Source organism: Planotetraspora silvatica (assembly GCF_016863315.1).
GTDB classification, from domain to species: Bacteria; Actinomycetota; Actinomycetes; order Streptosporangiales; family Streptosporangiaceae; genus Planotetraspora; species Planotetraspora silvatica.
Genome location: NZ_BOOQ01000001.1, coordinates 21,119 through 42,629, shown reverse-complemented (window position 1 = coordinate 42,629; position 21,511 = coordinate 21,119). Strand labels below are relative to the sequence as shown.

Genomic DNA, 21,511 nt, shown 5'->3' with positions numbered 1-21,511 from the left:
CGGAAACGGTGACTCCGAACAACAGGAAGACGGCGTCATCGGGGATCGGGGCCACCACGACCAGAGACTGCCGATCACCGCCGGGCTCGGGGACGGCCGTGTGCTGGTGGGTTCACATCTTTGGAGTGGCGTCCGGTGGGCGATCGGTTACGTCCTGATCGTTCGGAGTCGGCCGCATCGCCTGTTCCGCTTCCGCGAGCACCATGGCGATGTGCGAGGAACCGCGGGCGGGCGCCTCCTGGAATCCCCGCTCGGGGTCGTAGGTGACGTCGAGATCGTTGTCGACCAGGCGGCTCGCCCAGCGGAGGGCGGTGTTGAGCTTCTCCTTCGGGATCGTCCGGCCCTGTGCGACGGCGGACAGGTTGCGAAGGTTGGTGGCCGGCCCGCTCTGGCTATGCTCGCGGGTCAGTTTCCAGGGCAGCGCCCGGCTGTGGTCGGTCATCGGCTTGGACAACCCCGCGGCCCGCTTCGCCTGCAGGATCCCGGAATCGGTCACCCCGAAGTGGGCGGCGAGCTGCGAGTTCGACCAGCCCTCCGCGATCAGGCTGCGGAGCTCGTCTTGATCGATGCGAGGTTTCCTACCCATGATCCACAGCCTAGGTCCGGAGGGGTAAGCCTGTACGCACGTGCCCTCAAACTGCGCTAAGGTTGGTGAAGCCCGAACGGGCAGCGGGACGTAGCGCAGCTTGGTAGCGCACTTGACTGGGGGTCAAGGGGTCGCAGGTTCAAATCCTGTCGTCCCGACACTGTTTCGGCAGGTCGGAGCCACAGTATCCATGATCGGATACTGTGGCTTTTCGCTTGTGTCACCCAGGTGTCACCCAAGCTCGACGTCTCGGGGGCTGCCGTTGGGTGACAAATTTCTCTCCAGCGTGTCAGCGCATTCGCTGGTCTCGCGTGTCGTCGAGCAGGCCGTGTTCAAACGAAAAGCGAATCTACGTCGTAAAGGGCGCGGCATTTGGGCTCGGCCCTGACGGGCCGCGGGGTCCGCCAGGTGGCCGTCACCTGCCTACAGACCCACTTGAATGGCAGGCCGTCCGGGACTGCTGGAACTGAGCCCAGGTGACCGAGCTGTAATTTCACACAAGTTCTCAGGCTGATCGTCTGCCCAGGGACTCGTCCGTAGGCGATCAGGGATCGCTCGGCAGGGCGTGGTTGTGCGAGACGGTACGGCGGTGCTTCTCGGGGCCGGAGTTCCGCACGAAACGTGAGCGGTAACGTTTGCGTCTTACGCTAATGCAGGTGCTGCTCTTCGGGGCTGGGCAAGTTGAAGTCTTTCGTAGTGCAGGCGCGGGCGGGCGAGTCCCCCTGAGGCCCGTTGGTGACGCCTTTTCGCCGCCTGCGTCGATGTTGAGCCGCCCTACACTAAGCGGACCGAACTGGAGGTCGGGATGAGCAGCGAGAGCGCCGAGCAGGGCGCGTCGATGGCAAGAGCGGGTGATGGGCGCTCTCCGACGATCTACGACGTTGCCAAGGTCGCCGGCGTTTCGCATCAGACCGTGAGCCGTTTGCTGAAAGGTGAAGGCGTTCGCCCGAAGAACCGTGAGCGCGTCCTGCAGGCGTTGGAGGAACTCGGGTATCGCCCCAACCTGGCTGCGCGCTGGCTGGCCACCAACAAGTCGCATCGCGTCGCGGTCTTGACCCAGGAAATCGGTCAGGTCGGACCCGGCCGGATACTCCAGGGGGTCGGCGCGGAGGCGCGACAGGCGGGCTACCTGCTGGACATCATCACCCTGGACGTCAGCGACCGCTCCGCCATCGACGAGGCAATTGGGCAGGTCAACGGGGAAGACATTGCGGGAATCCTCGCGTTGGCCTCCACCGACGAGATGATTGCCGCGTTCGCCCACGCGGAGTTTCGCGTCCCGGCCTTCATCGGTGCCGAAGAGGACGACGCCTTGGGAGAGCATCCAGCCCAACGCAACGCGCGAGGACTGGATCAGGTCGTCGACCATCTCGTTGGCCTCGGCCATCGCCGTTTCTTCCAGATCGCCGGTCCCCGTACCTGGGTAGCCGCCCGCAACCGCGAGCTTGCTTACGAGCGCTCGCTGAGTCGGTACGGGATCGCATCGCTCGGCACCGCCTACGGCGACTGGTCGGCGGCCAGCGGCTATGAGGCGGCACGCAAAATTCCATCAGAGCTCGGCATCACCGCTGTAGTCGCCGGCAACGACCAAATGGCCCTAGGGGCGATTCTCGCCCTGTCCTCCTCAGGCCTGGACATCCCAGGGGATGTCTCCGTCACCGGCTTCGACGACATCCCTGAAGCTGCATATCTCTGCCCGCCGCTCACAACCGTCCGCCTGGACTTCGAGGAGCAGGGCCGTGATGCGTTCCGCCGTCTCGTCACCCAGCTCGAAGGGCGTTCGTCGGCGCCTGGGATCATGACCGCTGAGCTGGTCGAACGCGCTTCCAGCGGCCCTGCGCGGAGCGGCTAGGCCCTAAATCGTTACCGGTAACGAATTCATCACGCCATATTGTTACCGGTAACGAAGTGGGGGTAGCGTGCCCGTCAGCCACCCCGTAAACGGTGCCGTCGGGCATCCCTTGAACGACAACGGAGTCCTTGCGTGAGTCTTGTGCCGCCCTATCGGCCGACCGGTGTTCTCTTCGGCGCCGCGTACTACGCCGAGTACCACCTCAGCGACCGGGTCAAGCAGGACCTGGACCTGATGAAGCAGGCCGGGTTCACGGTGATCCGGGTGGGCGAGTCGGTCTGGTCGACCTGGGAGCCGGAGGACGGGCGCTTCGAGCTGGAGTGGCTGCTACCGGTGCTGGACAGCGCCCATGAACGCGGCATCAAGGTCATCCTGGGAACGCCCACCTACGCCGTGCCGCCGTGGCTTCAGCAGGCCTACCCCGAGATCGCTGCCGAGCGAGCGACGGGAAATCCGATTCCCTGGGGAGCACGCCAGGAGGTCGACTACTCGCATCCGGCATTCCTGTTCCATGCGGAGCGGGTGATCCGCCAGGTGGTGGGCCGCTACGCCGACCACCCCGCCGTCATCGGCTACCAGGTCGACAACGAGCCGGGCCTGGAACTGTTCCACAACCACGGGGCGTTCACCCGCTTCGTGCGCCGGTTGAAGGCGCAGTACGGCGACGTGGACACGCTCAACCGGGAGTGGGGCCTGACGTACTGGTCCCATCGGATCGCCGACTGGTCCGAGCTGTGGCGCCCTGACGGAAACAGCCTGCCGCAGTACGACCTGGCCTGGCGGCGATACCAGTCGGAGCTGACCACCGAGTTCATCTCGTGGCAGGCGGACATCGTGCGCGAGTACGCGAACGAGGACCAGTTCGTGACCACCTGCATCAACTACCCGCGCAAGGCGCACGACGACCTGAAGCTCTCCGCGGCGCTCAACGTGACCGCCGGGAACCCCTACTACTCCATGCAGGACCACCTGGACCCGACCAAGGAACTGGCCCCGCAAACGGAGTGGACCACCACAGGCGTCGCCGGACTGTTCCGGCAGGCCGACCGCCTGTTCTCGTCGCGGCAGGAACGCTTCCTGGTCACCGAGACGAATGCTCAGAGCATCGACGGCAGTGCCAACAACCTGCCCCCGTGGCCTGGCCAACTGCAGCAGGCGGCTTTCGCCCTCATCAGCCGCGGCGCCGCCATGATCGAGTACTGGCACTGGCACACCATTCCCTACGGCGCGGAGACCTACTGGGGCGGTGTGCTCCCGCACTCCTTGCAGCCAGGCCGTGTGTATCAGGAGGTGTCCGCCATCGGCGCCGCGCTTCGGAACCTCGGGGACGCACTTGACGGCTTCGAGCCCGACGGCGACGCGGCATTGTTGTGGTCGAACGACTCGCGGTGGGCATTCGAGTTCTTCCCACCGCTGAGCGTGGAGGGCCGCCCCGACCCGGCATCCTACGAGCGCATCTTCGACGCCTTCCACCGTGGCGTCATCGACGCGGGCGCGCAGGCGCGCATCCTGCACGCCCACCAGGCCGTCGAACTGGGCGCAGCCGAGTTGGCGAAGCGCTACCCGGTGCTGATCGCGCCCGCTCTCTACGTGGCCGCCGACCGCGAGCTGGAACTGCTACGCGACTACGCGGCAGCCGGCGGGCACCTCATCATCGGCATCCGCACCGGATACGGCGACCACGAAGCCCGCGCCCGCGTTGACGTCGCGCCCGCGATCCTGCGGGAGCCGGCCGGAGTGCACTACGAGGAGTTCTCCAACGTCGAGGAGCCGATCCCGGTCACCGGCCGCGGCGACTTCGCCGCCCCCGCGACTGCGGCAGCGACCTACTGGATCGACGGACTCATCCCGGACGGGGCCGAACCGATCGCCGAATACAGTCACCCGCGCTTCGGCGCCTTCCCCACCGCAGTGACACGAGTCCATGGATCAGGTCGCATCACCACGGTCGGGACCGTCCCAGACCCGACGCTGTCCGCGGCCGTGGTCTCCTGGGCGCTGGCGACGATGATCGCTGACGAGCTCGCTCCGTCCCGCGCGCTGCCCGTCACGATCTCGTCCGGGACCCTGCCCGACGGCAGACGCGCCTGGTTCATCTTCAACTGGAGCTGGGACGAGACCTCCATCACGATTCTCCGCTCCACCACCGACCCGGTGGCCGGCACCGCTCACGAGGCGGGAGCCTCCCTCTCTGTCCCCGCATGGTCCACGCGGATCCTGCTCGACACCTGAGTCCGTCCGGGTCACCGAAACCCTCGCACCGTCACCCCCACGAGAAGAAGAACACACATGCTGAAAGCAACAAAGCGGGCAACGGCCCTCGCGGCGAGTGTTGTGGTCACCGCGCTCACTCTCGCCGGCTGCTCCTCCTCAGATAACGGCGGTAGCCCTGTTCCCAGCAGCAGTAAGGCCGGCCAGGCCGAGATCGACAAGGCGATGAACACGCCGACGACGCTCACCTTCTGGACCTGGGTGTCGGACATCGACGACGAGGTCAAGCTGTTCGAGCAGAAGTACCCGCAGATCAAGGTCAACGTCGAGAACGTCGGACAGGGGCCGGACCAGTATCAGAAGCTGCGCACCGCCCTGAAGTCCGGAAACGGCGCCCCCGACCTGGCGCAGATCGAGTACCAGCACATCCCGTCCTTCACGATCACCAAGTCGCTGCTGAACCTCACGCCCTACGGCGCCGGCGACCTGAAGAGCAACTACCCCGAGTGGATCTGGAACCAGGTCTCCCAGGACGGCAGTGTCTACGCCGTCCCGCAGGACTCCGGGCCGATGGGGCACCTCTACCGCTCGGACATCATGAAGAAGGCTGGCATCACTTCCCCGCCGAAGACATGGGATGAATACGCCGCCGACGCGAAGATCGTCAAGGAAAAGACCGGCTCCTACATCGGCGACATCGCCTCCAACGAGCCCGTCGGCATGGTCGGACTGCTGTGGCAGGCCGGCGCCCAGCCGTTCGGCTTCGACGGCAACAAGACCGTGACCATCGACGTCAACAGCGCAGAGGCCAAGAAGGTCTACAGCTACTGGCAGAACCTCATCCAGCAGGATCTGGTCTCCACCGACCCGGATTTCAACGACCAGTGGTACCAGGGATTCTCCAACGACAAGTACGCCGGCTGGGTGACCGCCGCCTGGGGCCCGCTGTTCCTCCAGGGAACCGTCAAGGACACCGCCGGCAAGTGGGCCGCTGCGCCGCTGCCACAGTGGAACGCCGGCGACAACGTCTCCGGCAACTGGGGCGGTTCCACCAACGCGGTCCTGTCGACTACGAAGAACCCCATCGCGGCCTACGAACTGGCGAAATTCATCAACACCGACCCGGCCTCGACCAAGTTGCTGAACACACAGCAGAACCTGTTCCCGGCGATGAATTCCGTGCTCAACGAGGCGTCGTTCACCGACGCGACCTCTGATTTCTTCGGCGGGCAGAAGATCAACGAACTGTTCGCGCAGATATCCCCGACGGTCAACACGAAGTTCCAGTGGCTGCCCTTCATGGACTACGCCTACAGCGAGTTCAACAACACGGTCGGCAACGCCATGACGAACAAGGGCGACCTGTCAGCTGCGGCAGATCAGTGGCAGGACAAACTGGTCGGCTACGCCAAGCAGCAGGGCTTCACCGCTCAGCAGTGAGCGCCCTGGAAAGTGGGGCGACGCACCGCCCGGCGTCGCCCCCACCAGATCGGATCGAGCATCCGACCCGCCACTCGAGAGCCTCGGAAACAGGAGCCCCCATGACCGTCAGCGCCGGCCCGGTGCCGCGACGGAGCGCCGGCGCGACGGCGGCCCGCAGGCAGAATCGCGCCGCCTACGCCCTCGTCTTGCCGTTCATCATCGTCTTCGCGGCGATGCTCATCGTGCCGTTGGCCTACTCGGCGTACCTGAGCTTCTTCCGTACTCAGCTGGTCGGCGGGGAGCAGTTCGCCTGGCTCGCCAACTATCTGCGTGCCTTCACCGATCCTTCGTTCCTCGGTGGACTCGGGCGGATGGCGATCTTCTTGGTCATCCAAGTGCCGATCATGCTTGGTCTCGCCCTGTTCTTCGCCCTCGCCCTCGACAGCGGCCGCATCCGGGGGTCCAAAGCTCTGCGGCTCCTGTTCTTCGTCCCCTACGCGGTTCCCGGTGTTGTGGCGACCCTCATGTGGGGTTACATCTACGGGCCCGACTACGGTCCGATCGCGCAGGTCGTGCGCGCCATGGGCCTGGCCGCGCCCAACTTGCTGTCCTCCCACAGCATCCTCGGCTCGATGATGAACATCGTCACCTGGGAGTACGTCGGCTACAACATGATCATCATGTACGCCGCGCTCCGCGCGATCCCGCAGGAGCGCTACGAGGCAGCCGAGATCGACGGCGCCGGCCAGTTCCGCATCGCCTGGAGCATCAAGATCCCCGCCATCCGCTCAGCGATCATGCTGACCGTCATCTTCTCCATCATCGGCACCTTCCAGCTCTTCAACGAGCCGAGCCTCCTGCACACCGCGGCCCCCAACTCGGTCGGCGACGACTTCACCCCGAACTTCTACGCGTACAACGTCGCCTTCGTGAACCAGGACGTCAACTACGCCGGTGCGCTGGCCTTTCTGCTCGGCATCGTCATCGCGGTCATCTCCTACTTCGTCCAGACCGCCCAGAACCGACGGCAGGGGGAGAAGCGGTGACCGAAACCCTGACCCGCACCGAAAGGAAGGCAACCTCAGTGCCGCAGCGCCGGGACAGCCGCCGCAGCAACCTCCTGTCCATACTGCTGTGGCTCTGCGCCCTGTACTTCGTGCTTCCGCTGGTGTGGCTCCTGATCGCCAGCACCAAGGACAACTCTGATCTGTTCTCCACCTTCGGCTTCTGGTTCGGCCGCGGCTTCTCCCTCTGGGACAACCTCGTCTCGGTTTTCACCGTCCGCGACGGCCAGTTCGCCCGCTGGGGCCTCAACACGATCATCTACGCAGGCGTCAGCGCGATCGGCGCTTCTCTGCTGGCCACGATGGCCGGCTACGCCTTCGCCAAGTACAAGTTCCCCGGCGCCACCGCGATGTTCAGCGTCATCCTCGGCGCCATCATGATCCCCCTGACCGCCCTCGCCCTGCCCACCTACCTGATTTTCAACTCCATCCACCTGACCAACACGATGTGGGCCATCATCGTGCCGTCCTTGGTCAGCCCTTTCGGGGTCTACCTCATGCGCGTCTACGCCGCCGACTCCGTCCCCGACTCCCTTCTCGAGGCGGCCCGCATGGACGGCGCCGGTGAGCTGCGCATCTTCTGGCAGGTCGGCATCCGCCTGCTCAGCCCCGGCATCGTCACCGTCTTTCTCTTCTCTCTCGTGGCGACCTGGAACAACTACTTCCTGCCGCTGATCATGCTCAACAGCTCCGACCTGTATCCACTCACCGTCGGCCTGGCTCAGGAACAGTCGGCCAGCGCCGCAGGAGGCGGCGCCCAAGCACTGTTCTCCACCGTCATCACCGGATCCTTCATCTCCGTGGTGCCGCTGGTCATCGCCTTTCTCTTCCTCCAGCGTTACTGGCAGTCCGGATTGGCCACCGGCAGCGTCAAGGGATAGCGCACCACTCCTTTGCCGGTCCCGCCGTAGTCCGGCTGGCGCCACGCCTCCTTCAGAACAAGTACGAACAACGTTCACGCCCGTCGACCCGACTCGTCTGGGCGGCCGCCGCTTGCCCTCTCTCTTCGAGCAGTAAGAGCGAGGATCGGCAGCCACTACGGACGAGTCATGGCAGGCAGCATCGGCTGGCTTTCGTCCTCCGGCTGCCCGAAAACAGGCGGAGCCCGGTCTCACCGGAAACGGTGCGTCCTCGCATCCAGACCAGTGTCGATCGCGCAGCTGCCCCCCTGACAGCTGCGTGCCGCGGCTCACGCCGCACATCCCGTCACCCATCCCCCACAGGAGTGGCAATGAAAACAAGAAGGTTAGGGACGTCTCTAGGAGTCGTCCTCGCAGCATCCGCGATGCTGCTCGTGCCGGTGATCCCCGCACAGGCGTACAGCCCGACGGGCGGGATCATGTACCAACTCGGCAGTGACCCGTGCCTCAAGGGGCGGGGCAACTGTGCGATCTACCCGAAGTCGGCGCAGTTGCCGAGCGGGCGTCTGGTCGCATCGTTCGAGAAGGCCACCGTCGTACCAGAGACGGGAGGCGCCGACCGGGAGACCCTGCCGATCTACAAGAGCGACGACTACGGAACCACGTGGCAGTCGTTGTCTGAGGTCAAGGCGCCGGCGTATCTTTCCAGCGACCCGCAGTACGCGAAGTACACGAGCAACTGGACGAATCCGTATCTCTATGTGCTTCCGCAGGATGTCGGGAGTCTGAAGGCGGGCACGCTGCTCCTGGCCAGTGTCGTGTCAGGAGACGACTACTACTACAAGGAGCACAAGGCGGCCGACCCGACCTGGTCGCCATCGAGTGATGGCGACCGTAAGGATCTGGCGATCGCGCTCTACTCGAGCACCGACGAAGGCGTGACCTGGAACGTCGTCAACGTCATCGCGACGGGTGGATGGCAGGGTGGCAGCGCGGGTGCGATCGGCAGGAACGTCGCCGGCGCGAACACGTACAAGCAGGTGGATCCGCTCTGGGAACCGTACCTGATGGTCTATGACGGCGAGCTCATCTGCTATTACTCCGACGAGAACGACTACATCGGCTTCGACCCCGCCACCGGTGTCGCGACGCTGGATCCGAACAACGACACGGCTACCGATTCACAGGGCCAGGTCCTCGTCCACAAGACCTGGGACGGCAGCAGCTCAGCGTGGAGCGATCCCGTCATCGATGTCTCCGGACTCACCCAGAACATGGGCGGCGGCAAGGCGGAGATCGGCGGGGGACGCCCCGGCATGACGAACGTCGTCCCGACGATGGACGGCAAGTGGCTCATCACCTATGAATACTGGGGCGGTGGAGCCAATGTCAGGTACAAGGTCGCCGATGACCCATTGAAGTTCTATGCGGACGGCGATCCGGCTGGCACCCCTATCACCTCTTTGCCGGTCGACTCCGGTTCCAAGAAGCCGGCGACAGGAGGCAGCCCTGTCACCATCAAGCTTCCCGATGGGCGCCTGGTCTACAACGCCTCCGGCAGCGGCGACGTCTGGGTCAACCAGAGCGGGCGCAGCGACGGCGTTTGGAAGGAGTACCAGACCAGCCTGGGATCCGGTTACAGCCGCAATCTGCAGTACGTCAACGGCACCGGCCGCATCGTCATCCTCCGCAACCAGGGCACCTCGACGATCGCCTACGGTGAGGTCGACCTCGGACACTCCGAAGGCGCCTACTACCGGCTCGTGAACCGCAAGACCGGCCAGGTGATCGGCACCGGAGGCAAGACCAACGACGCGAACATCGGCAATGGTGACGTCCCTGACGTCGTCCTGGAGGACGCCGGCTCCGCGGTGAGCAAAGACACCCAGTACTGGCACATCTTCACGGCGCCCAATGGCGGCGTGTCTTTGCTGAACAAGTCGGGCGGCCGTGCGGCAGCCATCTGGACCGGCAACGCCACCGTCGGACAGAAGATCGGCCAATGGGTCGACAACAGCCCGACCGGCAGCTGGAATCTGATCAAGTCCGACGACGGGTATTACAAGCTCCAGGCGGTCAAGAACACTGGCGTCTACCTGACCGGCTCGACCACAGGGGCCGCGCTCACCTTGCAGAACGCGGTCAGCGACGGCTCCCAGGAGTGGCAGTTGGCCCAAGAGGCTCCTGCTGCGGACGACCTCACCTCGGGCGACCATTCCGCGAGCCTGATCTCGTCAGACACGATTGCCCAGAACGGCACCCTGTCCCTCAACGCGACGGTGACGCATCCTGTCGTGTCGCATGCGAACGTGACCGGTCACGTCTACGCGTTAACGCCGGGCAGCAGCACCCCGGTCGACCTGGGCGCGGTCTCTTTCGGCTCCGACCAGAAGGCGACGGTCTCGCTTCCCGGCGCGCTCAAGGCGGGAGACTCCAAGATCGCAGTCGTCTTTGACGAGACGCCCATGATGTGGGACAGCGTCTATGTGCTGCCCGGTGACGGAGCCGCATCCGCACCGGCGAAGGGAGTGCTTTCGTCCAACAACGGATGGGACGACGGCCTTCGGGACGGCGACTACACCATCACCATGAACCTCTGGTGGGGCCAGAACGCGGACCTGATCAAGCTCTATGAGAACGGTGAACTCGTAGCCACCAGGGACCTGACATTCGGTGGCGACGACGCCCAGAACGTAAGTGTCGACATCAGCGGCAGGCCCAATGGTGAATACAAGTACACCGGCGTGCTGGTCAACTCGAAGGGTTCCACGGAGACCGCCCCGTTGACCGTCAAGGTGACCGATGCCAACCCGGGCAAGCCGGTGTTGTCAGCCGACAACTGGGACGGCGATGGGACGTACACCGTGACCGCCGATCTCTGGTGGGGGCAGAACGCGACCTCCTACCGATTCCTGGAGAACGGTGCCGTTGTGGCCACTGGAGACTTCGCGTCCAACACTCCTGCCGCGCAGCAGGCCAAGCTAAACGTCTCGGGCAAGGCCGCAGGCACGTACGTCTACACCGTCGAGTTCAGCAACGCTGCTGGAGCCACGACGAGTAGTCCCCTTACGGTCAAAGTGACCAACTGACCGCCACCATGCTGCTCTCGCTGGGTCGAATCAACCGGCGAGAGCAGCCCATCGGGGACGGTCGGCCACGTCGGGTACAGAAGACCTCCAAAGGCCATGCCGCTGGTGATGCGGTGGCTGGATATCCCCGTCCGGTACTCAGGAAGAGGGCCCGCATCGACGGTCGCGATCACCATTGAATTCGTCATGCCCGTCCGGTGAGAAAGCTCGTGGCGTTGATGTGTACCGGCGCCCCAGCGGCGCGCTCACCTTGCTGCTGGGGCGCTGATCCACATTCCCCTGACGAAGGAGACAGCTGTCCCGCCGGAGAGGAGCATCCAGTTGGGCACGTCCCCTGATCGCCGTACGCCGGTCATGGCGGACGTGGCCAAGCTCGCGGGAGTGTCGCCACAGACCGTCTCCCGAGTGCTCAACGACCATCCCCGCGTTTGTGCGGAGACCCGCGCCCGGGTCGTACTCGCCATCGAGCGGCTCGGGTACCGAAGGAATCTGACGGCTCGGGCGCTGGTCACTCGGCACTCTCGCAGGCTGGGAGTGGTGAGCTTCGACGCCACCCGGTACGGCCGGGCCGGGATCGTCTTCGCGATCGAGCAGGCCGCCAGGGAACGGGGTTACTCTGTCAGCATCGTGAACCTGCGCACCCTCGACCGGGCCGGTATCGACGCCGCCGTCGGCCACCTGGCCGAACAAGGGGTCGAGGGAGTCGTGATCATCGGTCCCCGGAGTTCGGCGACCGGGGCGTTCGGCGGCCTCCCGGAGGGAACGCCTGCGGTGGTCGTCGAGGGCTGGGGTACCGGGGGAGTTCCCGTGGTAGGCGTCGACCAGGTCGAAGGGGCCATGTTGGCCACTGGCCATTTACTGGAACTCGGGCATGAGACCGTGTGGCATGTCGCCGGGCCCGCCGGCTGGCTGGAGGCCGACGGACGGGTTCAAGGCTGGCGCGCCGCGCTCCGTGCGGCAGGGCGGCAGGTTCCGGACGTGCTGATCGGAGACTGGAGTCCCCGATCTGGATATCAGGCAGGCAAGCTGCTGATGACACTTCCTGGCCGGGTAACCGCGGTGTTCGTGGCCAACGATCAGATGGCGCTGGGCGTTCTGCGGGCGTTGGCGGAAGCGGGCGTGCCCGTTCCCGGCCAGGTGAGCGTTGTCGGCTTCGACGACATTGCCGAGTCCGAGTTCTTCTCACCACCCCTCACTACCGTCAGGCAGGACTTCGCTGCCGTTGCCCGGGACAGTGTTGACGTCCTGCTGGCGCAGATCGAGTCCGACGGCCCCGCCGAACGTGAGCGGCTCGCCGTTACGCCCCAACTCATTGTGAGAGGCAGTGCGGCCGTGATGTTCGATGCCTTTCAGGAGGGCCGGCGGCCGCCGAACGCGGTATCAAGCCGGGTGGGCGAGAACTCTGCGGAGGACGCCGAGGTTGTAGGCGCGTAGGGTCTGCTCCGGCTCCTTGGGTTCGTAATTGGTGTAGTCGAGGGCGAGAATGACCGGTCCGCGCTGAAGGATGAGCACGGTGCTGACGGATGTGCGTTCGCCGTTGACGTTCATGAGTTGCTCGATCTGCTGGCCGTGCCAGCCGAAAGCGTCAGGCTCATAGGTCTGGGGGCGGGAGACGCCGCTGATCCGCCTTGTCGGGTCGACTGGGTCGTTCGTGGATCCGCTGTAGCGGCATTGGGGGAGTTTCCGGTTGACCTGCTTCATGAGGGTGGAGGCGGCGGCCTCGCTGGGCAGCACCCAACCCTGTTGCGTGAGGCGCCCCTTGTAGGGGACGGTGAACGCTTCCTTGGCCGTCGCGTACTGCTTGTCGACGGGTACTCCGGGGGTGTTCAGCGGGTTGAGTGGTACGCAGATGTTGAGCCTCGAGAGGGTGCCCTCAGGGACGGTTTGAGTCTCGCCGCCGGATAGTCCGGCTTCCGCTGGATCAAGGAAGAGCGCAGTGACATCCTCGCGGGTTTCAGACTGTGCCGAGTAAGCGATTGGGCTGGGCTTGGCGGCTGAGGGAGTGTCGATGTGGGGAGCCCTCTCGGTGCTCGCTCCGCACCCGGCCGCCATGAGGGCGAATAGCCCGACAAACGAGGTCACTCTGCGACTCATTTCAGCACTCCGCTCTGCCGGTTCTGCACACCGGAGTGACTCTGAGGCAAAGAATGGGCCGTCGGAGCTTTGACCCCGCAATCTTGAAGGTCCTTTGAATGGTCCTTAGCCAGTAGGTGATCTTGGTGCTGGACAAGGAGGCTCCGACTTGGACGAGCGGCCGAAAATTGAGATTGCTTCCCTGACGTAGTTGGCCCCGTGGGTCCTTGTGACTCGGATTGAAGCGGGTCGCTGTAACCCTTTTCGAATCGCGCGCGATCGAAAAAGGGACTGCCTGCTCGAAGGGGATCACGTGCGAGTAGAACAGAGCGTTTCAGGAGCGATTGAACGCGCGTGCGGCAGCGGCGGCGACCGTGGTGACCAGGACCCATCCCGACACGATCAACACCATGGTGATCATCTTTGCCAGGCCCGTGGGGTTCCATGTCGCGTCGTGTCCGAGGCTGACCAGCGGGATCAGTAGATCTAGAGAGTAGATGAACGGGTCCCAGTCGGGGTGTTCGTCCGCTTTGATCGGGCAGAGGCCGTCCGTCCGGGCTGCACCGGTGCCGCACGCCACGGTGGAGAAGTAGATGGTTCCCAGGGCGAGCAGGCCGATGACGCCGATGATCGCCCGCCACGGCTGATATCCGTACCCCAGAGTGAGGTCCTGGATGAAACCCCAGAGCCGCCAGAGTCGGCCTCGGGCTCGGGCCACGCGCCGCAGCTTCTCCCGCAGTACCCGACTGGCGTCCCGCTCCCGCCCTGTGGCGCGGTAGCAGTCGGCGAGCTGGTTGTATGGCCCGGGCTCGGTGTTCGGCGTTCCTCTGGCGAGCCACGTGATGCGCTCCTCCACGGCCATGTTGCCGGCCAATGATCGGTAGCTGAACTGGTCCAGCTCGACCCGCCCGGTCTCCGTGGGCCAGGAGGCGCGGTCGTCGTCGAAGATCTCCACCGCCGCGTGACCGAGTTCGATCCTTCCTGGAGGCCGTACGGGCGAGAAGGTGAACCTGCGAGCGACGAGTCCTCCGGCGCGAAGGGAGACGCCGTCCTGCTCTCCAAGCGTGGCGTCGGCGAGGTCCACATTGCCCTGCAGTACGGCAGAGCTGACATCCAGCAGCCCGGAGAGATTGGCCTTGCGCATGTCCAGGTCGCCGGAGATGGAGGCTCCTGCGAGAGCGACGGATCCGGGGCTTTCCTCCGCCCCACTGACCACGGTTTCCGTCAGGACGACTCCGCCGGTCACTTGGGACATGGACAGGTCGAGGAGGCCCGCGAGATGCGCCTGCCCGGCGGTGACACCCCCATGAACGGCGGCTCGGCTCAGCCGTACCGATCCTTCGGGTGCCGGGCACGTCAGAGTCGCTCCAGCCAGGTCGAACACACCAGAGATCTCCGCACCGCGCATGTCGATGCTTCCTTCCACGACCAGCCCTTCGCCGGCGTAGAGGTCACCGTTCAGGCGAAGCGCCATGCCGACGAAGGCACGTTTCCCCGGCCGGGACAGGGTCGCGTTTCTGAACGCGATCGGTCCCGCGACCGTCGAACCGAAGAGGTTCACCATGCCCTCGGCCCGGAACCCGTCGCGGGCATAGAAGCCACCGTTGCCGATGATCATCTGGGCTGCCTGGACGATGGCGTTCTCACCCACGATCTGCGCCTCATCCAGGAAGACGCCTCCCACCGCGGCAGAGTTCAAATACCAGCTGCCTTCACATCGCATCCCTCTGGCGGAGACGTTCCCGCCGACGGTGACGCCGTCCGCGTCGATCCCGATGCGGTCGTGAGGCATGATCCGCGTATGGGCCAGGACGAGGTCGGCGCCGATCCTGGCACTCACCAGATCCACCTGTCCGTTGATCTGACAGGCCCGCAGTTCGACGTCGCCTTCCACCGCGACTCCATTAGCTGAGAGCCCCGGCAGAGTGCAGTTGTCGAAACTGATACTCGTCATCCTGGCCTTGTCGAAGCAGGGTGCCGTATCGAAGACGCAGTCCTCGAAGAAGATCGGGATACCGACATCGCCCCCGGCCAGGTCCAGGCCGTTGTTGATCCGGGCACCTCGCACCCGCATCTGAAGCATGTGTCCGTCGGCGGGAGTCGGCGGTGTGAGCAGTAGGTGCCGGATGACCGAGCTCCGGATACGGGGGCCCACCGTCTCTTCGCCCGGCTTGGCAGGCACGTCGAACCAATCGCCGCTTTGGAAGGCCTTCCATAAACGCCGTTCCAGCACGCTCCATGTCCGGGGCGCAGACGATCGGAGGGCAGCCGGCATCGAGATCGTCTCCTCGTGGACGGATCGGCAGGCGTCGGCCAATCCAGTGAGTGTCTCGACTCAGATCATTTGCTCAAAGGCCGACGTCGTCTACTCCTGTGGGACGCATCACGCTCAAATCCGGTCGGCCACGTTCCCGGTCGGCGGTTTCCAGCTCGATGTGACATCTTTCGGCGACATCGCGGACCAGAGTCAAGCTGCAGGCAGCGGAGCGGAGCAAGATATTCGTAATGTCCCATTACCTCTGAATCCGGCGGGATCCAGAGGGGGACATAGTTGATCAGAACCACCCACTTCCGCAGATGGCGCGGGGGTGGGTTCTGATCAACAGGGACCGGGCGCGGTCGTCGGGGGAGCGGTCGAGGCATGTCCGATGGGGGAGTGGAAGCAGGGTCCAGGAAGGTACGGCAGCGGCGGCGGGAGCGGCAGGCCGTGCCGAGGCCGTACGTGGTGAAGTTCGTGCTGACCGAGCAGGAGTACGCCGACTTCCGGGCGGCGGCGGAGCGACTTGGGTTGGCGCAGGGGGCGTATGCGGCCGAGGCGTCTTTGGCGGCGGCGCGGATGGCGAACCCGCCGATGCCGGACCCATTGCGGGAAGCACTGATCGAGCTGATGCAGGCGTCGGGCCAAGTACGGCGCATCGGCGTGAACCTCAACCAGGCAGTCGCGGCGCTGAACGCTACAGGGGCTGACCCAGGAAACCTCCTTCCGTACGCGGCCGCCTGCGTGCGGGCGGTGCAGCGCCTGGACGGAATCGCGGAAGCCGTTCGGAAGCGCATCCGATGATCGGAAAAGTGCTTCGCGGGACGCGCGTCGAGGGGCTGCTCTATTACCTGTACGGCCCGGGCCGGGCTAATGAGCATGTGAACCCGCACATTGTGGCGGGGTGGCGGCATCCGGTCGAGTTGGAGCCGGCTCTCCGTGCGGATGGTGGGCGGGATTTCCGGAATCTGATCGGATTGCTGAATCAGCCTCTCGCCGCCCTCGGCGGCGATGGTTACGACGAGCCGGTGTGGCATTGCGTCGCCCGAGCCGCTCGCGATGATCGAATCTTGGACGACGATGAGTGGGCTCAGGTCGCCTACGAGATCATGAACCGGACCGGTCTTGCCGCCAGCGGGGATGATGATGCGGTGCGCTGGGTCGCGGTACGGCATGCCGATGACCACATTCATATCGTGGCCACGCTCGCGCGTCAGGATGGGACCAAGCCGAAGACCTGGAATGACTTCTACCGGGTGCGGGAGGCCTGCCAGGCGGTCGAGCGCCATTACGGGCTGAAAGTGACGGCTCCTGGCGATCGCACGGCTGCCCGGCGGCCGACGCGAAGTGAGACTGAGCAGGCGCGGCGGCGGCGCTGGGCTGAGGTGCCGAGAATCGCGCTTCGGCGGCATGTCACCACGGCCGCGGCGGGGGCTGCTTCGGAGGAGGAGTTCTTCCGCCGGCTGGAGGCTTCCGGAGTGCTGGTCCGCAAGCGGTTCAGCCAGCGGACCCCCGGTGAGGTCACCGGCTACGCGGTGGCCCTGCCGATCCAGCTCAACCGCACGGGAGAACCGGTCTGGTTCGGCGGTGGGAAGCTGGCTTGCGATCTCACTCTTCCGAAACTCCGCACGCGCTGGAACGGCGGAAGCGGCGCACCTGCGGGCGCGATCGACTCGGCTGACCGGCGGCAGGTGTGGGATCACGCTGCTGAAGCCGCGGCAGCGGCCGCCGCTCACATCCGGCGAGTGGTGGCCACTGATCCGAATGCCGCAGCAGACATCGCCGGCGCCACCTCCGACCTGCTGCATGTCGCATCGAGCGTGCTGAAGGACCGACGACTCCGGAGCGCGGCGGATGCCTTCGACCGGGCGGCGCGGGAGCCGTATGCGCGGATCGGAGGTACGACGCCGGCTGGGATCGCCCTGAGGAGGGCAGCACGAAAGCTGGCTTCCGCGGGGACGACACGGTCGGGTTCGACGATCGCTGCCGGCGCCATGGTCGCCAACATCGTGGCTTTGATGAATGCGGTGGCACAGTTGCGGGCCGTTCAGGGTCGGCTCGCTCAGGCGGTGGCGGCTCGGTCAGCGGTCCAGTGCCTGAGCCGAACCGCTGCTTCCGGTGTCGCGGCCGTTTCACTGCTGGCTGCGGCCGACTTCCCGCGTACCGGCGTTCCGCTGGATTCCGCACCGGTTCCGGGCAAGTCCGGCCGTTCCGCAGCTCGACCAGAGCCGTCGGCTGGGCGGCGCCCTCGACTTTAGAGAAGGCGAACAGTCCTTTGCTCAGCTGGGGGAGTGCAGTCTTGGCTGGCGGGGCAAATCGGCAGGCGGGTTAGTTGATCATGCCTCGGGCGTGGTCAACGTTCGGGGGTGACCGTCGTGCCGATCATGGCTTTGTCCGCTGCGTGTCGCTGGGCAGCCATCGGGCTGCTCGCCGCGATGAGCGTGCCTGCTGTGAGCGCCACGCCGGCGCTCGCCGCTGCGGGATGTCCGCATCTGGGGGAGACGGCCAACCGGTACATCGACGAGGAAAAGCTGTGCGTGAACTTCCAGCAGGAAGTCGCGAACTGGATCGCCACCGGCCAGCAGCCAGATCTCGGCCGGGCCTTGAGTAAGTCGGCGAAGGGATCCACGGTGCAGGTGGTCCCTCAGCAAGCGAACCCGATCCAGTCGCCTGGAACTCCTTCGCAACCTGTTAAGGAGAACAGCGGCCAGGCGCAAGCGAAGAAACCTGCCAGGCGACACCGGCACACCACCCACCATCCCGATGTGGCGGGTACGGATCGCCGTCCCGAACTTTCCACCGACCGCCCCGATGTTGCGACACCCACTCCCACACTCCGATCCGGAAAGATGCATCACCCGGAAACGTATGGCCATGGCCGCGACGTTGCCGGAGCTCGAGGTGACAGGATCCGGCGCGCAACGGGAAAACACCATCCAGCGCTCAGGACTTCGGGCGTAGAGCCGCGTTCCGCGCCTACCGCGGTGAACCCGGGCGCCGGACAGGTGCTAAGCCACGAAACGGCGCCCGCCAGCCCTTCTCCCATGGTCATCTCGGCCGCCGTGATTGCAGTGCTACTCCTGGGCATCGCCTTCTCGTTCCGGCGCCAGCTGCGAATGCGGTGGAGAAGGAACCGCCTCGCCCGCGATGGTGACCGCCTCCTTCGCTCCAGCTCCCCGACGGAGATGCTGCCTCCTGCCGAGGAGGAATCGGCGACGTCGATCGGCTACGCGGTCGCCCTGTCGGCGCTCCGCGGGATGGGGCTTACGGGGCCCGGCTCTGACAGTGTGGCCCGCGCCATGATCGTGGAGCTGCTGACCAGCGGTCATATCTCGGCCCGAGTGCTCATTTCGCATGACGACATGGCTCGCCTGTTCGGGGACTACGCGAGCGAAGAGCTCCGGCACGTTCCGGGCCTGACCGTGCTGAACAGCCTTCTGGACGTAATCACCGAACTCGAAGTGGAGATCGTTCGCCGAACAGGACAGCGGTCAGACTCCGGAGCACCCGCTGACATGCCCTGGCTATTCGCCTTCCTCTCTCCCGGCGCGGCGGCCGAGCGACTGCACCGCATCATTCAAGGCGGTGCGGAAGACCTCATCCTCGGTGTGCTCTTGGAGGAATGGCCGTACGGCATCACGTGCACGGTCGACGTGAACGGCCTGATCGCTGATCTCGACGGAAGAAGCGCTCCGGCGTGGGTGGGTCGCCGGCTTTCCGTCTACCCCAGGGCCCTTGCCGCAGACCGGCTGAAGGCTCTGGGCGCGTCGGTGTAGGCCGTATCTCCAGCTTTGAGATCACGCTCCGGCTCTGGTGGCGGTATCGAGGCACTCACAGAGCCGAATCAGAGCGAAGGGGAGTGGTAGGCGATCTGATGGAGGAGGGCGATCAACCGCTCCTGCTCGTCGTTCGAAAGAGGGCTGGCCAGATCCTGTTGGACAGTTTGTACGGCGGGAGTGACCTCCGGCATGATCCGGACGGCGTCCGGGGAAAGGGAGAGACGCTTGCGGCGGCGGTCCGAGTGGTCCGGGGTCAAGACGATCAGACCTCGCCGGACCAGGCGGGCGACGATGTCGGCGGCGCTGGACTTGTCCAGAGAGACCAGGTCCCCTGCCGCCGTCTGGTCGGTTCCCGGGCGCTGGGCCAGCACGCACAGCAGGGCGTACTGCGAGGGCGTCACGGTAGCGCCTACATGCGTCGCCCACAGCACGCCGTGCACTTGCTCGGCACGGCGAAGCAGGTGGCCGGGCGTGGTGCTGAGGAGCAGTACGCTGACCGGCGCGTCAGGGGCCTCCTCGATCGGCGGCGGGCCCTTATAGGCGACCCGACCGAGCAGGTCGACGAGGGCGCCCTGATCCGCGGAGTCGAGGGGCTCGATCAGCCGAGCCTGCACCCGGCGCACCCTCGGAGTGATCTCACGGAGGGCCGCGTTCGCCACCCGGGTGAGCGTAAGGGTATAGCGACGGCCGTCGAGCGGGTCGCGATCCCGTCTGATCCAGCCGTTCCGCTCCAGCCGGGCGACGACGTCCGCGGTCGTCGACTTGTCCAGCGAGGCCAATTGCCCGGCCGACCGCTGGTCCAGTCCGGTCGCATTGGACAGCGCGCTGAGCAGTGCGTACTGCGGGCCGGTCAGATCACCCTTGAGCTCGGCCGACCACAACGCGGTGTGCACCTGCTGCGCACGCCTGATGAGGTGACCCAGGGTCGTGGCGAGCTCCAGCACCGGCACGGTCACGGGTGACAGTTCGCTGTCGCCGGTGTGGCCGGACATCTGTATGGACACGGACTTTCCCCTTCTGCGTGCCCGACGGATTTGAACGTGCCAGAACATGGACGGCGATGGGACGCACCCGTACAAGTGCACCGTAACCGATAACAGCCGCAATGCACGCCTCCTGGCCTTGACTGTCGATCCGGGCGGGGCCTACGCTCCATCAAAAGTACTCCGTATGCGGACTAGTTGGGCGAAAGGCCCGGTTGGTCGCTGTGCTTGAACGGACGGAAGACCATCGAATGACCGCAACGCCTCGCTTCACCGATCCAGACCCCGACCTCGGCGCGCTCTACGGTGATCTCGCCGACAACGACCTGCAGCCACTGTGGAAGCTGACCGGCCTGCTGACGCCGGAGCCGGTCGTCCGGACGCGGCCGTACCGGTGGCGCGCCGACATGTTGCGCCGGATGGCCGAACGAAGCGGACAACTGGTCGGCATCGACCGGGGCGGCGACCGGCGGGTGCTCGCCTGCGCCAACCCCGGCCTCGGGGGCGCTCCCTATGCCACCTCGTCGATGTGGGCGGCGGTGCAGTATCTCGGCGCGGGCGAGTCCGCTCCGGCGCACCGGCACACCCCGGCGGCCCTGCGGTTCGTGCTGGAGGGCGAGGGTGTGTGGACTCTCGTCGACGGCGACCCCCTGCGGATGTCGACCGGCGACCTCATCTTGACCCCGAGCATGACCTTCCACGAGCACCACAATCCCGGCGGCGAGCCGATGATGTGGATGGACGTGCTCGACCTGCCGATGGTGGCCGGCCTGGACGCCGTGTTCTTCGAGGAAGGGCCGACCGAGGAGCCCACACTCCGCACCGGAGAGATGTCCGGCTCCGAACGCGTGTGGGGTGGCGGCCCCGGCCTGCTGCCGGCGCGGGGGAAGTCCCGGCACACACGGCCGCACTCGCCGCTTCTGGCCTACCGCTGGGCGGACACCGATCGTGCGCTCGCCGCGAGCCTCGCGGACTCCGGCGGCGCGGATGCCGAGTTGCGCTTCGCCGACCCGACGAGCGGCGGGGACGTGATGCCGACGATGCGCTGCGAGATGCGACGGCTGCGCGCCGGCGGACGCAGCGGGTTCCGGCAGCAGACGGGATCCCGCGTGGCGACCGTGCTGAGCGGCACGGGGACCGCATCGATCGGCGAAGAGAGCTTCAGCCTGGGGCCCGGCGACATCTTCGCTGTGCCGTCCTGGGCCCGATACGGCCTGGAGGCGGACGAGGAGCTGGACGTCTTCAGCGTCACCGACGCGCCGGTGCTCGAAGCGCTCGGCCTCTACCGAGAGCAGGACTGTTGACCCGCCCGGCCGCCGGTGCGCGGCCGGAACC

The 21,511-nt window shown here is 65.7% G+C and carries 15 protein-coding genes and 1 tRNA gene; 12 read left to right on the top strand and 4 right to left on the bottom strand.

The window, feature by feature from the left end:
* Positions 1-112 precede the first annotated feature (112 nt).
* On the bottom strand, positions 113-586 hold the full coding sequence (locus Psi02_RS00185; RefSeq protein WP_203970586.1) for a helix-turn-helix domain-containing protein: 474 nt from the start codon (positions 584-586) through the stop codon (positions 113-115).
* A gap of 84 nt (positions 587-670) precedes the next feature.
* Between Psi02_RS00185 and Psi02_RS00180 the strand changes: the two genes are divergently transcribed.
* The 8 genes from Psi02_RS00180 to Psi02_RS00145 all read left to right on the top strand — a co-directional run bounded on the left by Psi02_RS00180 (position 671) and on the right by Psi02_RS00145 (position 12,518).
* Positions 671-744 (top strand) — tRNA-Pro (locus Psi02_RS00180).
* A gap of 647 nt (positions 745-1,391) precedes the next feature.
* Positions 1,392-2,438 (top strand): LacI family DNA-binding transcriptional regulator, encoded by a 1,047-nt coding sequence (locus tag Psi02_RS00175; RefSeq protein WP_203970585.1) that lies wholly within the window; start codon positions 1,392-1,394, stop codon positions 2,436-2,438.
* A 132-nt stretch (positions 2,439-2,570) separates the two neighbouring features.
* Complete coding sequence (locus Psi02_RS00170) at positions 2,571-4,670, top strand: beta-galactosidase (protein WP_203970584.1); 2,100 nt, start codon at positions 2,571-2,573, stop codon at positions 4,668-4,670.
* Between the two features lie 57 nt (positions 4,671-4,727).
* On the top strand, positions 4,728-6,089 hold the full coding sequence (locus tag Psi02_RS00165) for an ABC transporter substrate-binding protein (RefSeq protein ID WP_203970583.1): 1,362 nt from the start codon (positions 4,728-4,730) through the stop codon (positions 6,087-6,089).
* Between the two features lie 101 nt (positions 6,090-6,190).
* Entirely contained in the window at positions 6,191-7,117 is a 927-nt protein-coding gene (locus tag Psi02_RS00160; RefSeq protein ID WP_203970582.1) for a carbohydrate ABC transporter permease, read from the top strand.
* The gene (locus Psi02_RS00155; RefSeq protein ID WP_203970581.1) at positions 7,114-8,016 is read left to right on the top strand and encodes a carbohydrate ABC transporter permease; all 903 of its coding nucleotides are present in this window, start codon (positions 7,114-7,116) and stop codon (positions 8,014-8,016) included. Before Psi02_RS00160 ends, Psi02_RS00155 begins: the two co-directional genes overlap by 4 nt.
* Before the next feature lie 404 nt (positions 8,017-8,420).
* Positions 8,421-11,084, top strand: coding sequence for a chitinase N-terminal domain-containing protein (locus Psi02_RS00150; protein ID WP_203970580.1), 2,664 nt, complete (start codon positions 8,421-8,423; stop codon positions 11,082-11,084).
* Between the two features lie 354 nt (positions 11,085-11,438).
* Positions 11,439-12,518: a LacI family DNA-binding transcriptional regulator gene (locus Psi02_RS00145; protein ID WP_203970620.1), complete on the top strand. Its 1,080-nt coding sequence runs from the start codon at positions 11,439-11,441 to the stop codon at positions 12,516-12,518.
* Here Psi02_RS00145 and Psi02_RS00140 read toward each other — a convergent pair.
* On the bottom strand, positions 12,465-13,166 hold the full coding sequence (locus tag Psi02_RS00140) for a hypothetical protein (RefSeq protein ID WP_203970579.1): 702 nt from the start codon (positions 13,164-13,166) through the stop codon (positions 12,465-12,467). The genes Psi02_RS00145 and Psi02_RS00140 overlap by 54 nt on opposite strands.
* 325 nt (positions 13,167-13,491) lie before the next feature.
* The gene (locus Psi02_RS00135) at positions 13,492-15,231 is read right to left on the bottom strand and encodes a pentapeptide repeat-containing protein (protein ID WP_203970578.1); all 1,740 of its coding nucleotides are present in this window, start codon (positions 15,229-15,231) and stop codon (positions 13,492-13,494) included.
* A gap of 567 nt (positions 15,232-15,798) precedes the next feature.
* Between Psi02_RS00135 and Psi02_RS00130 the strand changes: the two genes are divergently transcribed.
* The 3 genes from Psi02_RS00130 to Psi02_RS00120 all read left to right on the top strand — a co-directional run bounded on the left by Psi02_RS00130 (position 15,799) and on the right by Psi02_RS00120 (position 19,190).
* The gene (locus tag Psi02_RS00130; protein WP_203970577.1) at positions 15,799-16,218 is read left to right on the top strand and encodes a hypothetical protein; all 420 of its coding nucleotides are present in this window, start codon (positions 15,799-15,801) and stop codon (positions 16,216-16,218) included.
* Positions 16,215-17,672: a relaxase/mobilization nuclease domain-containing protein gene (locus Psi02_RS00125; protein ID WP_203970576.1), complete on the top strand. Its 1,458-nt coding sequence runs from the start codon at positions 16,215-16,217 to the stop codon at positions 17,670-17,672. Before Psi02_RS00130 ends, Psi02_RS00125 begins: the two co-directional genes overlap by 4 nt.
* A 108-nt stretch (positions 17,673-17,780) precedes the next feature.
* Positions 17,781-19,190 carry a hypothetical protein gene (locus Psi02_RS00120; RefSeq protein ID WP_203970575.1) on the top strand — a complete coding sequence of 470 codons (1,410 nt, stop codon included), beginning with the start codon at positions 17,781-17,783 and terminating at the stop codon, positions 19,188-19,190.
* Positions 19,191-19,258: 68 nt separating this feature from the next.
* Here Psi02_RS00120 and Psi02_RS00115 read toward each other — a convergent pair whose 3' ends face one another.
* Positions 19,259-20,197: a MarR family winged helix-turn-helix transcriptional regulator gene (locus Psi02_RS00115; RefSeq protein WP_203970574.1), complete on the bottom strand. Its 939-nt coding sequence runs from the start codon at positions 20,195-20,197 to the stop codon at positions 19,259-19,261.
* A gap of 230 nt (positions 20,198-20,427) precedes the next feature.
* On the opposite strand from Psi02_RS00115, the gene Psi02_RS00110 reads away from it, so the two are divergent.
* Entirely contained in the window at positions 20,428-21,480 is a 1,053-nt protein-coding gene (locus Psi02_RS00110) for a cupin domain-containing protein (RefSeq protein ID WP_203970573.1), read from the top strand.
* The last annotated feature ends 31 nt before the right edge of the window (positions 21,481-21,511 follow it).

Excerpts from the sequence above, each read along its gene's own strand:
- Psi02_RS00185 (WP_203970586.1), bottom strand. The coding sequence starts at position 586 with ATGGGTAGGAAACCTCGCATCGATCAAGACGAGCTCCGCAGCCTGATC.
- Psi02_RS00175 (WP_203970585.1), top strand. The coding sequence starts at position 1,392 with ATGAGCAGCGAGAGCGCCGAGCAGGGCGCGTCGATGGCAAGAGCGGGT.
- Psi02_RS00165 (WP_203970583.1), top strand. The coding sequence starts at position 4,728 with ATGCTGAAAGCAACAAAGCGGGCAACGGCCCTCGCGGCGAGTGTTGTG.
- Psi02_RS00160 (WP_203970582.1), top strand. The coding sequence starts at position 6,191 with ATGACCGTCAGCGCCGGCCCGGTGCCGCGACGGAGCGCCGGCGCGACG.
- Psi02_RS00150 (WP_203970580.1), top strand. The coding sequence starts at position 8,421 with ATGCTGCTCGTGCCGGTGATCCCCGCACAGGCGTACAGCCCGACGGGC.
- Psi02_RS00145 (WP_203970620.1), top strand. The coding sequence starts at position 11,439 with ATGGCGGACGTGGCCAAGCTCGCGGGAGTGTCGCCACAGACCGTCTCC.
- Psi02_RS00135 (WP_203970578.1), bottom strand. The coding sequence starts at position 15,231 with ATGCGGGTGCGAGGTGCCCGGATCAACAACGGCCTGGACCTGGCCGGG.
- Psi02_RS00130 (WP_203970577.1), top strand. The coding sequence starts at position 15,799 with ATGTCCGATGGGGGAGTGGAAGCAGGGTCCAGGAAGGTACGGCAGCGG.
- Psi02_RS00125 (WP_203970576.1), top strand. The coding sequence starts at position 16,215 with ATGATCGGAAAAGTGCTTCGCGGGACGCGCGTCGAGGGGCTGCTCTAT.
- Psi02_RS00110 (WP_203970573.1), top strand. The coding sequence starts at position 20,428 with ATGACCGCAACGCCTCGCTTCACCGATCCAGACCCCGACCTCGGCGCG.